Here is a 15863-nt window from a genome sequence, read left to right as displayed (position 1 = left end):
AGAGATGCGATTACAGGGCCAAAGACATGACCAGCGCATCCCGTGCCCGCTCGCCAGCGTGATGGGGGGGGTAATAGCCCTTGCGACGGCCAACGGTCTGAAAGCCGCCCTGTTCATATAGCGCCTGGGCGGCGCTGTTGTCGTCGGCGACCTCCAGAAACAGGGTCGCCGCACCACCGGCGCGCAGGGATGCGGTCATGCTGGTGATCATCCGTCGCCCCCATCCCTGCCGCTGACAGCAGGGGCGGGTGGCGATGGTAATGATTTCGGCTTCATCCAGCACCAGACGGCACAGGATGAAGCCCACCGGTTCCCCGTCCTGCGCAAACAGCAGGGCGCTGTTGGTCGGATCATTCAGCAGTGCGACAAAGGCCGCGCTGTCCCACGGGTCGGCAAAGGCTTCGCCGTGGATGGCGGCCAGCAGCGGGGCATGGGCTGTGGTGGCGATGGTTTGATCTGGGGTTTGGTCTGCGTCAGTCATGGGGGACATCGGGACGAAGTTGCCCGCCATTCTGCGGGATGGCGGCATCCGGTGGACGGATGTACAGCGGAATGGCCGGAGCCTCGGCCGCTGAGCGACCGGCCGCCAGCCCGGCGAGGCAGGCCGGGTCAACGGCCGCTTGCGGGTGGCTGGCGGTCAGGGCGGCAATGCCATCCAGCAGGGCAGTGGCGTCGCCGGTAACGGTGGCGGTGGTGATGCCCCAGTCGGCCAGCAGGGGTGCCACCTGCTCGACCGGCGCGGCCAGCGGAGCCGCCAGCGGGCGCAGACCGCCAGTATCATCGGCGTGGAACGGTTGCAGGTACAGGTCGTCGCGGCGGGCATCAACGGCGACCAGAATCGCTCCGCGATACCCGGCATTGGCGGCCTGTCTGGCATAGGCCTCCAGCGTGGTGATACCGATCACCGGCAGGCCGGTGGCCAGCGTCAGGCCCTGAGCCGCCGCCAGTCCGACCCGCAGGCCGGTGAAGGATCCCGGACCGATGGTCACGGCGATGGCATCCAGATCCTGCCAGTCCAGACCGCTGTCCTCGCGGACGGCGGCAATCATCGGGATCAGCTGTTCCGCCTGACCGTGGGACATCGACAGGGTGCGCAGGGCCAAAGTCTGCCCGTCCTGCCACAGGCAGACCGAACAGCCATTGCCTGCGGTATCAAAAGCAAGAATCCGCATCCTCACATCATCCGGGTTCCCGCTGCCGCATCGGTCAGGACCGGATAGCGGGCGCGGGCGTTGAACAGTTGGTAGTGCCACCACTCGTTACGGAAAAAGTCGAACCCGGCGCTGGTCATGATCCCCATCAGGATCACCCGGTTCTTTTGGGCTTCGGCGGAAATACCGTCGGTCACGCCGTGGTGGGACAGCGGGCGCAGGTCGTCGAACGGCGTGCCCATGTCCAGCTCGGCCCCGCTGGCGGCATCCAGCAGGGTCAGGTCAACCGCCGCCCCCATGCTGTGCGGCGAGCCACGGCGCGGATCGGCGATGAATTCGGGGTCGGGGGTATGGTTCCACAGCTTCCATTGCGCTTCGGACGGTCGAAAGCCATCCAGCAGCTTCAGCCGGTAGCCCAGCGGTGCCGCAATGGCAATCGCCCGCCGCAGCAAGGCGGCAGCCTCGGGCAACAGGTAAAAGGCGGCCCGCTGATAGACAGGGGTGCCGGTGAAGTTGCGGTCCGTCGCATAGACGACATCGAAATCGACGTCATAATCCGGCGCGGTGATTTCCTGCAGCATCTGGGGTCCATTGGCAGCAAAAACAGGCCCCCACTGTAGCGGGGAGCGCCGTCTGGCTCAATCGGCGTGATTTCAGGTCGTCATGCGTTCACTTTGCCCCGGGAAAGTGTCGCAGGCCAGTTGTAACGGGGGCGCTTTGGCCCTATGGTCTGGGCAAACTCTTGTAAAGTGAATCGTTGATCATGGCTGACCTGCGTCACATCCGAAACTTTGCCATCATTGCCCACATCGACCACGGGAAATCGACCCTGGCCGACCGCCTGATCCAGTTGTGCGGTGGTCTGTCTGACCGCGAAATGAAGGATCAGGTTCTCGACTCGATGGACATCGAGCGTGAACGCGGCATCACCATCAAGGCTCAGGCCGTCCGCCTGAGCTATCAGGCCAAAGATGGCGTGACCTACGAACTGAACCTGATGGACACCCCGGGCCACGTTGACTTTGCCTATGAAGTCAGCCGCTCGCTGGCCGCCTGTGAAGGCTCGCTGCTGGTGGTCGATGCCTCGCAAGGGGTGGAAGCGCAGACCCTTGCCAACGTCTATCAGGCCATCGAAGCCGCCCACGAAATCGTGCCGGTGCTGAACAAGGTTGACCTGCCCGCCGCCGATGTGCCGCGCGTCAAGGAACAGATCGAAGACGTGATCGGCATTGATGCTTCCGAGGCGGTCGAAATCTCGGCCAAGACCGGTCTGGGCGTGCCGAACGTGCTGGAAGCGCTGGTGCAGCGCCTGCCCGCGCCCGAAGGCAACATTGATGGCCCGCTGCAGGCGATGCTGGTCGATAGCTGGTATGACAGCTATCTGGGTGTGATCATCCTGATTCGCGTCAAGCATGGCCGGATCAAGCGCGGCATGAAGATCCGCATGATGCAGACCGGGGCGGTGCATCAGGTCGACAAGGTCGGCGTGTTCACCCCCAAGATGGTCGAAACCGGCGAACTGCACGCTGGCCAGATGGGTTTCCTGATGGCGGGCATCAAGACCGTTGCCGATACTCAGGTTGGCGATACCATCACTGACGACGCCAAACCGGCCCTGCAACCGCTGCCGGGCTTCAAGCCGTCGATTCCGGTGGTGTGGTGTGGCCTGTTCCCGATCGATTCGTCGGAATACGAACACCTGCGCGACAGTCTGGCCAAGCTGCGCCTGAACGACTCCAGCTTTGACTTCGCGCCGGAAAACTCGGCGGCGCTGGGCTTCGGCTTCCGCTGCGGTTTCCTCGGCCTGCTGCACATGGAGATCATTCAGGAGCGTCTGGACCGCGAGTTCGACCTCGACCTGATCACCACCGCTCCGTCGGTCGTCTATCGCATGCACATGACCAACGGCGACGTCAAGGAACTGCACAACCCGGCCGACTTCCCCGACCCGGTGAAGATTGCCACCATCGAAGAGCCGTGGGTGAAGGCCACCATCATGGTGCCCGATGACTACCTCGGCAACATTCTGGCTCTGTGCACCGAACGGCGTGGCGAACAGGTCGAACTGACCTATGTCGGCAACCGGGCGATGGTGGTGTACCGCCTGCCGCTGAACGAAATCGTCTTTGACTTCTATGACCGCCTGAAGTCGATCTCCAAGGGCTATGCCAGCTTTGACTACGAAGTCGAGGGCTACACCGAGGGTGATCTGGTGAAGGTGTCGATTCTGGTCAACGCCGAGCCGGTTGATGCGCTGGCCTTCATGGCGCACCGTAGCCAGGCCGAGTACCGGGGCCGCCAGATTTGCGAACGCCTGAAGGACCTGATCCCCAAGCACCTGTTCAAAATTCCGATTCAGGCCGCCATCGGGGGCAAGGTGATCGCCCGCGAAACCATTGCCGCCATGCGCAAGGACGTCACCGCCAAGTGTTATGGCGGCGACATCAGCCGTAAGCGCAAGCTGCTGGACAAGCAGAAGGAAGGCAAAAAGCGCATGCGTCAGTTCGGCAAGGTCGAAATCCCGCAGACCGCCTTCATTCAGGCCCTGCGGATGGGCGAAGACAAGTAATCTTCCCCGGTCGCTGTACTGGAAAACCCGCCCCGGAGGTCTCTTTGGGGCGGGTTTTTTATACTTTTTCATGGAGTGCTGCTCCATACCTCGCTGGGGCCTTGAGGCCCCGAATGGGTTTGGGCGATAGCCCATTCTTTTCCACCAATTGTCCTGTCCTGTGATGCCCTACGACACCAGACTCTGTTTCCCCGGCAGCAGGCGGCGATAGGACAGGGCTTCGGCGATATGCGGGGCGGCGAGGCTGTCGCTGCCCGCCAGATCGGCGATGGTGCGGGCCACCCGCAGCACCCGGTGATAGCCACGGGCCGACAGGCGCATCCGCTCGGTGGCCTTTGTCAGCAACTGGCGGGCGGCGTCCTCCATCGGGGTGGCACTGTCCAGAACGGCGCCGTCGGCGTCGGCATTGCGGCGGACGGCGCCGCCGGGGGCGAGCGCCTGATAGCGGTCGTTCTGCACCTGCTGGGCGGCGGCCACGCGGGCGGCCACCGTTTGCGAGGGTTCCCCCTGCGGCAAGCGGGTCAGTTCAAGGGGCGAGACCGCCGGGACGTCGATATGGATATCAATACGGTCGAGCAGCGGCCCGGACAGGCGGCCCTGATAGTCGGCGCCGCAGCGGGGGGCCTTGTTACAGGCCATCGACTCGTCGCCCAGATAGCCGCAGCGACAGGGATTCATCGCTGCCACCAACTGCACCCGTGCCGGATAGCTGACGTGGTTGTTGGCCCGGCTGATCACTGCCCGGCCGCTTTCCAGCGGCTGGCGCAGGGCTTCGAGGGCACCACGGGCAAATTCGGGCAGCTCGTCGAGGAACAGGACGCCATTATGGGCCAGACTGACATCGCCCGGCTTGGCCCGCATGCCGCCGCCGATGATGGCGGCAACGCTGGCTGAATGGTGCGGATCGCGATAGGGGCGGCGGGTCAGCAACTGGCCGCCGGTCAGCAGCCCGGCAACCGAATGGATCATCGACACCTCCAGCGCCTCGTGCGGCGACAGCGGCGGCAGCAGGCTGGGCAGGCGGCGGGCGAGCATCGACTTTCCCGAACCGGGCGGGCCGATCATCAGCAGGTTATGGCCCCCGGCAGCGGCAACCTCCAGCGCCCGCTTGGCGCTTTCCTGTCCTTTGACATCCAGCAGGTCGGGCAGGGTAAGGCTGTCCCGGGCGCTGGCCGGAACCGGTGCGGGCAGCGGGTCGCCATCCTTGAAATGATTGATCAGGCTGAGCAGGCTGGCCGGAGCCAGCACGCCGCTGCCACCGGCCCACGCCGCTTCGGAGCCTTGAGAGGCCGGGCAGATCAGGCCGAGGTCGCGGGCGTTGGCGTGGATGGCGGCGGGCAGAACCCCGGCCACCGCCGCCAGCGAGCCATCCAGCCCCAGTTCCCCCAGAATGATGTAGTTCTGGATGTCATCCAGCGGCAGGACCCCCATCGCTGCCAGCAGGGCGCAGGCAATCGGCAGGTCAAAATGGCTGCCTTCCTTGGTCATGTCCGCCGGTGCCAGATTGACGGTGATCCGCCGTGGCGGCAAGGCCAGTCCGATGGCGGTCAGCGCGGCCCGCACTCGTTCCCGTGATTCTCCCACCGCCTTGTCTGGCAGACCGACGATGGTAAAGGCGGGCAGTCCGTTGGACAGTTGGACCTGAACGTCGATCTCGACGCAATCCACCCCGGAAAAGGCAACGGTGTTGACATGTGCGGTCATCGGGCGTGATCAGTATCCAGAGATAACAACGGTCTATTGTCACTGTAATGGACCATGATGTACACGGAAAAGATGCGGCAGGTGTGGAGGTGAGGGTGACGGGGTGGGGGTGAATTGCTCTTTAGTATAGTTTTTATCTATCCATCTATCCCGTATGGTAAGGTGTGATGGTTGTATGGCTTTGTAAAACGAAGCTGCAAGATTGAAAATATAGTCACATTTTAAATATGTGAATGATTATTCAACTGGAAATCTGGACTTCCCTGAATTGAATAGTCATGTATTGTGTCGTACTACCACTCCAGACCGGCTCGGTAAAAAGGGAACTGCTATGTTTTTCCAGAAAAATTCTCAGGCAGAACAGAAAATAGCGGCCCTTGGCCGTTCTCATGCTATCGCAGACATGACGGTCGATGGAGTTATTATTGATGCAAATCAACAGTTTATTTCTTTGTTTGGCTATCAGCCGACAGAGATTCGCGGACAGAATCACACGATTCTGATTGCAGAGCGTGAACGCTCTTCCGAGGAGAGCCGGTCGCTGTGGCAAAAACTCCGCTCTGGCCAGTCTGTTACCGCTGAATTTGGCCGGGTCGCCAAGTCGGGCCTATACCTTTGGGTACAGGCATCCTATGTTCCGATTGTGAATGCACAGGGGACTGTCACATCGGTGATGATGGTTGCCTCGGATGTCACGGCCCGCAAGATGCAGGGTTTTGATTACGAAGGGCAAATTCAGGCCATCGGGACAAGCCAGGCGGTGATTCATTTCGAGACGGACGGAACCGTTCTCCAAGCCAACGAGCTGTTTCGTGCCGTGCTGGGCTATGCCAGGGACGAAATCGTTGGCAAGCATCACAGCATGTTCGTGCCTGCCGAGGAGAGAAACACGCCCGAGTACCGCGAATTCTGGCGCAAGCTGGCCAGTGGCGAAGCCCAGATCGGGGAATTCCGCCGGGTGAGCAAAAGCGGGGACGATGTCTGGATTCAGGCCTCCTATACCCCGATCCGGGACTCGCAGGGCACGGTGTTCAAGGTGGTCAAGTATGCTCAGGACATCCGCCCCCAGATTGCCCGTCGTCGTGAACGTCAGCGGTTGCAAGAGGCGATCGAACAGGAACTGACCGACATCAGTTCCGAAGTCGATCTCGCCACCGGTCGCGCCGAAGGGGCCGCCAACGCTGCCCGTGACACCACCGGCCGGGTGCAGGAAGTGGCCTCCGGGGTCGAGGAGCTGTCCGGGTCGATTCGTGAGATCAGCCAGCAGGTCAACACCGCGCTCAGCATTTCCCAGACCGCCGTCAAGGAAGCAGGCGAAGCCAATGATCTGGTCGAAGGTCTGGTTGCGGCGGCGGGCCAGATTGACCGGGTGGTCCGGCTGATCAATGACATCGCCGGGCAGACCAACCTGCTGGCCCTGAATGCCACCATCGAAGCCGCCCGTGCGGGCGAGGCGGGCAAGGGCTTTGCGGTGGTGGCTAACGAAGTCAAGGGGCTGGCAACGCAAACCACGCGGGCAACGGGCGAAATTGCCGGGCAGATTACCGGTGTACAGCAGGCAACCGAACAGGCTGTTGCGGCGATTCGGGCGATCAGCAGCACCATCTCGCAGGTGAACGACATTTCGGCCAATATCGCCGCAGCCGTCGAGGAACAAAGCTCGGTGACGCGCGGAATTGCGGCCAGCATGCAGACGGCGGCGGAAAGCGTGGATCAGGTCTCCCGCTCGCTGGGCGAGATTGCCTCGGCGTCTCAGCGCATCAACCAGGCGACTTTGAATGTGCGCGAAGCTGCCCGCAAGGTAACCTGACGGCGTCAGCCTTCGATGGGAAGCAGGCTTTGATTTTCCTTGTTGTGAATTGCATCTTTTACATGCGAAACAAGCGCCTGTTTTCATACATTAGACTCTAAAACCAAGCTCGGTGATCGACCTTTGCGGCCTTTGTTCTCATCCCGGGCGATAGAATAAAGCGTCCGGGGGAGAGAGGAGAGTGGTTGGACCAATGCTTCTGTCGGGTATTGCCCAGGAGGAAGACCGATGGTGTAGGTCCCAGGACTGACCGTAAAATGGGCACTGCACTTTATTTGGGTGTATGCATACCCTAAAAATGAGGATATATCGCAATTTAGGGCCTTTTCATTCATTCAAGATATGTCCTTTGTCTAATGACATAAGGCCAATTCAGCCAAGAGGATTATATCTTCTGCACAACCATAGGGGAGCGTTATTCCTTTGCAAGAACGACGCGTCGCGGTTATACCAAGAATTGTGACATGACGGTAAGATTGGTCCTAATGGACTATGGGCTGCTCTTGGTCACGGGAGGAACCCCTGCCTCAAAAAGACAATGCAGGGTACTTTGGTTCGCGAGGCACAGGTATGAATAGCTCTATCACTCACCGGGTCACTGCTGACCAGACCGAAATCAGTGACACGCAAGCCCTGTTTCAACTGGAAGACCAGACGAGCCAGTTGTTGCGGCGGGCTCATCAGCGGGCAACGGCCCTGTTCCTGTCCGATCTGGGGCCGGGGGCGTTCACGCCGCCGCAGTTTGCCGCGCTGTACAAGCTGTACGAGCAGGGGTCTGTATCGCAGAACAGTCTGGGCCGGATGATCGCCATGGATGCGGCCACCATGCAAGGGGTGGTGCGGCGTCTGCATGAGCGGGGGATGGTGAACCGGACGCCCGATGCCATTGATCGCCGCCGTATCCAGTTGTCGCTGACGGCAGAAGGCCGTGAAGCCGTTGAACTGGCGCTGGAGGGGGCTCAGGCGGTGGAACGTGAAATTCTGGCGCCGCTGAACTCGCGGGAACAGGCGACCTTCCTGCGCTTGCTGCGCCGTCTGGCCTGATCACCTGCTGCCGGAACAGACACCATCCCGCGCCGGGGCATTACCCTTGCTGCGCGGGATGGTGTTTTCGGGACGCCTCTCCGGGAGTCAGTTTTCCCGTATCCCCCTTTTCCTTGACTATTCAACGAATGGGGTCCGGGGCCTTCCGGCCCCGGCGAGGTTTGGAGCAGCGCTCCATGTTTTCCGGGCCGTTGACCATAGACGGTCAACTTGAAAATATTCGCCGTTCTCAGTGCCGCATTGTTGTTACGAAAACCGGCTCCCACTTTTCGCACAATGCCGGTTTTTTCATGTCGCATTGTTATTGCGAAAACCGGCTCCCACTTTTCGCACAATGCTTTAATGCGCCGCCACCCCATAGCTTTCGCCGTGGATATAGTCGGTCTGGGCGCGCAGGTCTTCGGACATTTCTTCCAGCACAAAGGCGTACAGGTCACGGACCGAAACCATGCCGATGACATGGTGGTTTTCATCGACCACCGGCAGGTGGCGGTAATTCCGTTTGCGCATCATCCGCAGGGCCTGTTGCGGGGAATCATCCGCCAACAGGGTATCGGGGTCGGGGGTCATCACCTCGCCAACGGTGGTGGTGACAGGATCACGGCCAACGGCAACCACGCGGGCGGTCACGTCGCGTTCGGTGACGATTCCTGCCAGCCGACCGCCGGGGTGACAGATCACCACGGCGGCAATACCGCGTTCATCCATCAGGATTGCGGCTTCACGGATGGTCATCGACTGCATCACGCAGGCGATGCCTTGCGGGTTGATGATATCGGGGACGATTTTCGGCATGGATCCTATCCTCCGCCAAAGCCACACCAGGAGCTTCCGGGTGGCGGGGTCAACATTTCGCCACCTATAGGGGATAATATCCGACCATCTTGGTCAAGAAATATTTTCAGCCGTCGGACTACTCCACATCATCCCGAGACGGCAAGCGTATCACTTTCAAGGCGGTGATCTGGTTGCGCTGACGACGCAGGACTTCGAACCGGAAGCCGTAAAACAGGAAAGTCTGTCCGACTTCGGGGATCGAGCGGCTTTCATGCAGAATCAGACCGGCCAGAGTCGCGGCTTCTTCGTCCGGCAAATCCCAGTCAAATTGTCGGTTGATATCCCGGATGGTGACATCGCCGTTGATGACATAGGAGCCGTCGGGCTGCGGACGGATTCCCATCACGGTGATATCGTGCTCGTCGGCGATTTCCCCGACGATTTCTTCCAGAATGTCTTCCAGCGTCACCACGCCTTGCAGGGTGCCGTATTCGTCAACCACCAGCGCAAAGTGCTCGCGGCGGGCGCGAAAGGCCTGAAGCTGATCCAGCAGGCGGGTGGCGTCGGGAATGAACCACGGGGCCGTTGCGACCGCCATGATGTCGAGGGTATCGAGGGTGCCCCGGTCGGTGTGTTCCTGAACGGCGCGGGCCAGAACCTTGGCATGGATCACGCCGACGATGTTGTCGGGCTTGTCGCGGTACAGGGGCAACCGGGTGTAGGGGCTGCTGAAAACCTGTTCGATGATCGCCCGAATCGGCTGATCGGCGTCGATGGTCATGATGTTCCGGCGATGGATCATGATTTCCGACACTTCGACGTCCGCCAGATCCAGCACGCTGCGCAGCATGGCGCGCTCGTGGTGGATTTCCGGTGACTGGTCGGCCATTTCGCGGGTGTGCAGGTCAATCACGCCGCGCAGTTCGGCCATCATCATCGCTGCCGAGCGGTTTTGTCCCCGGTTTGGCAGAATGATACGGATGATCAGCTGGACAATGGCCTGCATGACGCTGACCACTGGTGCCAGCACCCATACCAGAACGCGCATGATCGGGGCCAGCCGCAGGGCGACACTGTTGACCGAATTCAGGGCGATCATTTTCGGCAGGATTTCGGAAAAGATCAGCACCATGATGGTCATCACCACCGTGGCATAGACGACGCCTGCCTGCCCGAACAGCTTCATCAACAGGCTGGTGGCAAGGGCGGATGAGGAAATGTTGACCAGATTGTTGCCCAGCAACAGGGTTCCGATCAGGCGTTCCCGCTTGTCGAGCAGGCGGGTGACCATCGCTGCCCGGGTGTTGCCGTCTTTTTCCAGCTCGTGCATCAATGGTCGCGAGACGGCAGTCAGGGCTGTCTCGGCACCGGAAAACAGGGCCGACAGCGCCAGCAACACCAGAATAATACCGGCAACCAGCAGAACGGTTTCCAGAGAACCGCTACTTATCGCCTCATCCATCGTTCAGGGCATCCTTATGGTTAAGTGGGAAGAGGAAAGAAAACGCCCGTTTCCGCAAGCGGGAAACGGGCGTAAAGGGATCAGGTGGTGACCGTAACGGCCTGCTGCAACACCTGAAGAACCTGGGGCGGATCAACGTCACGACACAGAATGGACTGACCAATACCATGGGCCAGAACAAAGGTGACCTTGCCGTCAGAGACCTTTTTGTCGCTGGCCATGTGGGCGAGCAACCGTTCGGCATTCATCGGCTGGCCGTTGACCTGCGGCGGGACCACCGGCAGGCCAACGGCGGCCAGATGGGCACGCACGCGGGCGGCATCGGCAGGCGGGCACAGGCCCATGGCGACCGACAGGTCAAAGGCCATCACCATCCCGACGGCAACGGCTTCGCCGTGCAGTAACGGACCGCCATAGCCGCCTTCGGCTTCGAGGGCGTGACCAAAGGTGTGACCCAGATTCAGCAGGGCGCGCACGCCGCTTTCGCGTTCGTCCGAGGCCACCACCCGCGCCTTGGCGGTGCAACTGGCGAGAATGGCCCGTTGCAGGGCCTGTTCATCCAGTCGGGCGATGGCCGCACCACCCCCGCTTTCCAGCCAGTCCCACAGGTGGGGGTCATCAATCAGGCCATATTTGGCGACTTCGGCATAGCCTGCGAGAACTTCGCGCACGGGCAGGGTGCGCAGGACGGCGGTATCGGCCAGCACCAGTCGCGGCTGGTAAAAGGTACCAACCAGATTTTTCCCCTGAGTCACATTGATGCCGGTCTTGCCGCCGACCGAGCTGTCCACCTGACTGAGCAGGGTGGTCGGTACCTGCACGAAATCAACACCGCGCAGCAGGATCGAGGCGGCAAACCCGGCCAGATCGCCGATCACGCCGCCACCCAGCGCCACCACCATCGTCTTGCGCTCGCTGCGCACCGCCAGCATGGCATCAAGCAGCCTGCCGAGGTTGTCCCAGCTTTTGGCCTGTTCGCCGGCGGGCATGATCGCGTGATCAACGCGCATCCCGGCCTGTTCCAGCGAGGTGCGCACGATATCGAGGTAATGCGGGGCCACGTTGTCATCGGTGACGATAAAGGCCCGTTTGCCACGGGAAACGGCGCGAATGGCCTCGCCGCAACCGGCCAGCAGGCCGCTGCCGATCACGATGTCATAGGACCGGTCGCCAAGATCGACGCGGAGAGTCTGGGATGAGGCAGGAGACACGGGACGGCTCGCTGTAGGTCAAAAGGAAAAACAACTGTGGCAAAGAATTACGGGATCGCCAAGGGCAGGCGGTGACCCAGATGGCCGATCAGGGCATTCAGCACCCGGCGGCAGGTGGCATCCGGGCTTTCATCGCTGACCTGAACCACCACATCGGCCCCGGCATAGACCGGATAGCGGCGGGCCATCAGGTCGCCGAGAATCTGGCGGGGATCACCCTGATTCAGCAGCGGGCGATGGCTGCGGCCTGCGGTGCGGCGGACCAGCAGGTCAAGGTCGGCCTTCAACCAGATCGCGGTGCCATGGGCGGCGATGTTCTGGCGGGTGTCTTCGTTCATATAGGCGCCACCGCCGGTGGCCAGCACGCACGGCGGGCCTTCCAGCAGGCGCGAAATGACCCGCGTTTCCCCTTCGCGAAAGGCCGGTTCGCCGAATCGGGCAAAGATTTCGGCAATGGTACAGCCTGCGGCTTCCTCGATGGCGGCATCGGCATCAACGAACGGTACGCCAAGGACATTGGCCAGACGACGCCCGACCACACTTTTTCCGGCACCCATCAGGCCAATCAGCACCACTGAACGCGCCAGTGGGGCTTCGGGGCCCAGCCCGGAAGACGGGGAGTCCTGCCCGCCCGTCTGACCATCACCTTGACTCACGCCAACCACTCCCGTTTCGTCCCCGCCCTTTTATGCTGTCTGTCATTTTTGCGTGCGTTGCCAGTCGCCTGAGGGGGAGCTAGACTGTCTGGCCTTTCTGCATCGGAAAGGGGGGACACGCCAAATCTGTCCTGCGCTTTTACCGCGCTAACGGGGCGTCTGTAAACTGCTACCCCGTGTTTTGTTTGCGGCCCGGACTTGTGCCGGATCACAGAAAAGCCACGGTTACCGTGCTAGACTGCCCCCTTCGATGACAAAAATTCGTCCGGGCCGGTGACAGGGACAGCCTGACCGGTGGTGCCACAAACAAGAGTGTTGTTCGATGACTTTCCTGACTCGGTTGATTGTGATTCTGGTGCTGGTGGCTGTGGTGGGCGGCGTCGTCTTCCTGGCGACGTGGAATATGGACCCGCCGCTGGCGCAGGTGGAAAAGCAGATCCCGGCGGAACGGTTCCAGAAATAAGGCAGACAAATGATGCGGCAGGTGGGGCTGGGGTGGGCCATCCGGGGCAGTCTGGTGGCCGGGGTGATGGTGAGCGGCGTGCTGACGGGCGGACCGGCCGGGGCGCAACAACCGTTGTCGCTGGTTCCGGCGGATCAGGGCGGGGTCCCGGTTGCTGCTCCGGCTCCGGCTCCGGCACCGGTTCCGGCACCTGCGGCCACACCAGCCCCGACCCCTCCGCCCTCGGCACCTGCACCGGAAGGCAACCGGGCCTCGCTGTTCGAGGTCAAGGACTTGCGTCCGCTGACCATCGACGGCAAGGGCCTGATCGAACCGGGGCTGGCCGGAATGCCGGGCGATATCTGGAGCGATGGCACCCCCACCAGCCGCCGGTTTGCCGAACGACTGATTGCGGCCCAGATGGCGCAGCAGGTTCCGGCGCTGAGTGACCTGCAGCGGCGGATGCTGGTTCTGAACAGCGAGCCTCCGGCGCAGGGCGGCGGCAGTGCTGCCGGGGGAAAGGATGGCAGTTTCCTCGAAGCCCGCATCCGGCAGTTGCTGCTGCTGGGCAACACCGAGGAAGTGCGGGCGCTGGTCGATCTGGTCCCCGCCCAGTCGCGCAGCGAGGTGATGATCCTGTCGCAGGTCAACAGCCTGCTGATCAACGGCGATAGCGAGTCTGCCTGTGCCATCGTGCGGCAACAACTGGAACAGGCGGCCAGCACGCCGTGGCAAAAGGCGATGGTCTATTGCGAATATCTGGCTGGTCACGGTGACGGGGCGGCGATGCAGACCGGCCTGTTGCGCGATCAGGGCGAGGCGGAAAACGATCCGCTGTTCTTCTGGGTGGCGGAAAGCCTGTCCGGCTTGCAGGTGCTGCCGCTGGAGTCGCTGAAAGACCCGACACCGCTGGCGGCGGTGATGTTGCGCAGCAGTGGCAAGCCGCTCCCGACCGGCGTTCTGGTGTCGCCGCCCGCCTGGCTGGCGCGCACGCTGGCCCTGTCGGGGCAGGGGGCGGCCACCAGCAAGATTGATCCCCTGATGCGGGCGGTGGCGGGCGAACAGGCGTTCCAGCGTGCTGCCCTGTCGCGCGAAGCCCTGACCGGGCTGTATGACAAGGCGGCACTGGCGGGCAAGCTGTCGGCCAGCCCGCTGGAAACACTGGCGGCGGACCCGTCTGCGGCGGCCACGGCGGCGTTGTGGGTGCGGGCGAAGGCGCAAGGGTCGGTGCCCGATCAGGCGCAGGTGGTGGCCAAAGCGTGGGAGCAGGCCAACAGTCGCGCCCTGCCGTTGCTGGCGGCCAGCCTCTACGGGCCGATGGTGCAGACCATGCCGGTCACGCCCGATCTGGGCTGGTTCGCCGGGACGGCGGCGCGGATTTTGCTGGCCAGCGGAGCGGCAGAGCAGGCGCGCCCGTGGCTGAAACTGGCTCAAAGTCAGAGCAATGGCGCACAGACCGCCCTGCTGGATCGTCTGGCGTTCAATGGCTTTTCCTCCGGGCTGTCGGCGGATGCGCTGGCGGCATGGCGCAAGGCACAAGCGGGCAAGAGCGAGGATATCGCCCGGCGCGAACAGCGCCTGCTGACCTTGCTGCAAGCGGTTGGCGATCGTCTGGACCCCGGCCTGTGGGCCGATTTGTGGGCCACCAGTGCGCGGGATGCGGGTCAAACGCCGTCGGCCAGCCGCTGGCAGGCGTTGATCCGGGCTGCCGGGCAAAAGCACGTTGGCGAAACCATCGGACTGGTGATGCTGGTGGCCGATGGCCAGCCGGTAGCTGCGCTGTCCGATGGGGCCCTCAGCCTGATGATCGACAGCTTGCGGCAGGTTGGCTTGACCGCTGACGCCCGCGCTCTGGCGGTGCAGGCGGCGATCGCCTCGGGGCTGTAGGAATGGGGGAGGCGGTAGCGGTTTCCGGCAGCGGCCTGCTGCGCGTCGAAGCCTTCCTTGAAATGATGGCCGTCGAGCGTGGGGCCAGCCCGCAGACCATCGACGCCTATCGTCGTGATCTGCTGGACATGGCCCTGTTCCTCGGCAGTCGGGGCGTTGAGGCCGATCACGGGCGCGAAGAGGACTTGCGGGCCTGGCTCCAGTCTCTGGCCGCCCGCGACCTGTCGGCCCGCACCGCCGCCCGGCGTTTGTCGGCCCTGCGGCAGTTCCATCATTTCCTGCTGGCCGAACGGGTGCGCGACAGCGACCCGACCACCACCCTCGACGCGCCGCGTCTGGGCAAACCGCTACCGAAATTTCTCACCGAAGCCGAAGTCCGCGCCTTGCTGGAGGCCGCCCGTGAAGCGCCCAACCCGGACGCCGATGCCGACCAGATTGCCACCGCCATCGCCCGGCGGCGGGCGCTGGTGGAAATCCTTTATGCCACCGGGCTGCGTGTCACCGAACTGGTGACCCTGCCACTGGCGGCGGTTGTTCGGGGCCAGAGCGTGCTGGTGGTGATGGGCAAGGGGTCCAAGGAACGGATGGTGCCGTTAACGACGGCGGCGCAGCAGGCGATTCAGGACTGGTTGCCCCATCGCCCGGCCACCTTGCCGGGAGGGAAAACGCGCAAAAAGGCTGAAAAGTTCCTGTTTCCCTCGCCGACGGCACAGGCCGGGCATCTGACCCGCGATGGTTTTTACAAAATGCTGGCCGAGATCGGGGAACGGGCGGGGCTGCCGGCCGAACGGCTCAGTCCCCACGTCCTGCGGCATTCCTTTGCCACCCATCTGTTGGCACATGACGCTGATCTGCGCAGTGTGCAGCAGATGCTTGGCCATGCCGACATCGCCACCACCGAAATCTATACCCACGTTCTGGATGAACGGTTGCAGTCGCTGGTCGCGGCCTCGCATCCGTTGGCCGGTGGGGTCGGGATGGCTGATCTGATCAAAAAGAAACAGCGCGGTATTCCCGGACCGCCGAGGCCGCGCAAGGAGAGGTAAGGCTTCACATCACAGGACACGACCGTTGGTGGAGAATGGCGGACTGCCGTCCGCACCTGCCCGGGGGGCGATGCTCCCGGACCCCTATTTTTTCTTTGAATTCA

The 15863-nt window shown here is 62.4% G+C and carries 14 protein-coding genes; 6 read left to right on the top strand and 8 right to left on the bottom strand.

The genetic code is table 11. The features are described 5' to 3' along the window. Positions 1-10: 10 nt before the first annotated feature. The 3 genes from rimI to ddpX are packed head-to-tail and all read right to left on the bottom strand — an operon-like array spanning position 11 to position 1732. A complete protein-coding gene (gene rimI, locus BW995_RS12550; protein WP_076400740.1) occupies positions 11-481 on the bottom strand; it encodes a ribosomal protein S18-alanine N-acetyltransferase in 471 nt (156 codons plus the stop codon). After that, positions 474-1172, bottom strand: coding sequence for a tRNA (adenosine(37)-N6)-threonylcarbamoyltransferase complex dimerization subunit type 1 TsaB (gene tsaB / locus BW995_RS12545; RefSeq protein WP_076400739.1), 699 nt, complete (start codon positions 1170-1172; stop codon positions 474-476). The genes rimI and tsaB overlap by 8 nt, the downstream gene beginning before the upstream one ends. 2 nt (positions 1173-1174) lie before the next feature. Further along, positions 1175-1732 (bottom strand): D-alanyl-D-alanine dipeptidase, encoded by a 558-nt coding sequence (gene ddpX, locus BW995_RS12540; protein WP_076400738.1) that lies wholly within the window; start codon positions 1730-1732, stop codon positions 1175-1177. A 182-nt stretch (positions 1733-1914) separates the two neighbouring features. Between ddpX and lepA the strand changes: the two genes are divergently transcribed. Continuing rightward, positions 1915-3720 carry a translation elongation factor 4 gene (gene lepA, locus BW995_RS12535; RefSeq protein WP_076400737.1) on the top strand — a complete coding sequence of 602 codons (1806 nt, stop codon included), beginning with the start codon at positions 1915-1917 and terminating at the stop codon, positions 3718-3720. Positions 3721-3888: 168 nt separating this feature from the next. Here the strand turns inward: lepA and BW995_RS12530 are convergent, their stop codons facing one another. Then, positions 3889-5424, bottom strand: coding sequence for a YifB family Mg chelatase-like AAA ATPase (locus tag BW995_RS12530; protein ID WP_076400736.1), 1536 nt, complete (start codon positions 5422-5424; stop codon positions 3889-3891). 331 nt (positions 5425-5755) lie between these two features. Here BW995_RS12530 and BW995_RS12525 point away from each other — a divergent pair, with 331 nt between their 5' ends. Continuing rightward, positions 5756-7234, top strand: a complete 1479-nt coding sequence (locus tag BW995_RS12525; protein WP_076400735.1) for a methyl-accepting chemotaxis protein — start codon at positions 5756-5758, stop codon at positions 7232-7234. A 570-nt stretch (positions 7235-7804) separates the two neighbouring features. Continuing rightward, a complete protein-coding gene (locus tag BW995_RS12520; protein ID WP_076400734.1) occupies positions 7805-8278 on the top strand; it encodes a MarR family winged helix-turn-helix transcriptional regulator in 474 nt (157 codons plus the stop codon). A gap of 339 nt (positions 8279-8617) precedes the next feature. Here BW995_RS12520 and BW995_RS12515 read toward each other — a convergent pair whose 3' ends face one another. From BW995_RS12515 to BW995_RS12500, 4 genes are all read right to left on the bottom strand, one after another. After that, positions 8618-9073 (bottom strand): CBS domain-containing protein, encoded by a 456-nt coding sequence (locus BW995_RS12515; RefSeq protein WP_076400733.1) that lies wholly within the window; start codon positions 9071-9073, stop codon positions 8618-8620. Between the two features lie 118 nt (positions 9074-9191). After that, positions 9192-10517 (bottom strand): HlyC/CorC family transporter, encoded by a 1326-nt coding sequence (locus BW995_RS12510; RefSeq protein WP_076400732.1) that lies wholly within the window; start codon positions 10515-10517, stop codon positions 9192-9194. Between the two features lie 80 nt (positions 10518-10597). After that, positions 10598-11728: a 3-dehydroquinate synthase gene (gene aroB / locus BW995_RS12505; protein WP_076400731.1), complete on the bottom strand. Its 1131-nt coding sequence runs from the start codon at positions 11726-11728 to the stop codon at positions 10598-10600. Positions 11729-11775: 47 nt separating this feature from the next. Continuing rightward, entirely contained in the window at positions 11776-12333 is a 558-nt protein-coding gene (locus BW995_RS12500) for a shikimate kinase (protein ID WP_076400931.1), read from the bottom strand. 373 nt (positions 12334-12706) lie between these two features. Here BW995_RS12500 and BW995_RS20810 point away from each other — a divergent pair, with 373 nt between their 5' ends. The 3 genes from BW995_RS20810 to BW995_RS12490 are packed head-to-tail and all read left to right on the top strand — an operon-like array spanning position 12707 to position 15759. Beyond that, a complete protein-coding gene (locus BW995_RS20810) occupies positions 12707-12847 on the top strand; it encodes a hypothetical protein (RefSeq protein ID WP_175617066.1) in 141 nt (46 codons plus the stop codon). Positions 12848-12856: 9 nt separating this feature from the next. Next, positions 12857-14713 carry a hypothetical protein gene (locus BW995_RS12495; RefSeq protein ID WP_076400730.1) on the top strand — a complete coding sequence of 619 codons (1857 nt, stop codon included), beginning with the start codon at positions 12857-12859 and terminating at the stop codon, positions 14711-14713. A gap of 2 nt (positions 14714-14715) precedes the next feature. Beyond that, positions 14716-15759: a site-specific tyrosine recombinase XerD gene (locus BW995_RS12490; RefSeq protein ID WP_076400729.1), complete on the top strand. Its 1044-nt coding sequence runs from the start codon at positions 14716-14718 to the stop codon at positions 15757-15759. The last annotated feature ends 104 nt before the right edge of the window (positions 15760-15863 follow it).

This window comes from Insolitispirillum peregrinum, assembly GCF_900156605.1.
Classification (GTDB): Bacteria; Pseudomonadota; Alphaproteobacteria; order Rhodospirillales; family Rhodospirillaceae; genus Insolitispirillum; species Insolitispirillum peregrinum.
The sequence above is the reverse complement of the archived record's forward strand: the minus strand, read 5'-3'. Positions and strand labels throughout refer to the sequence as shown.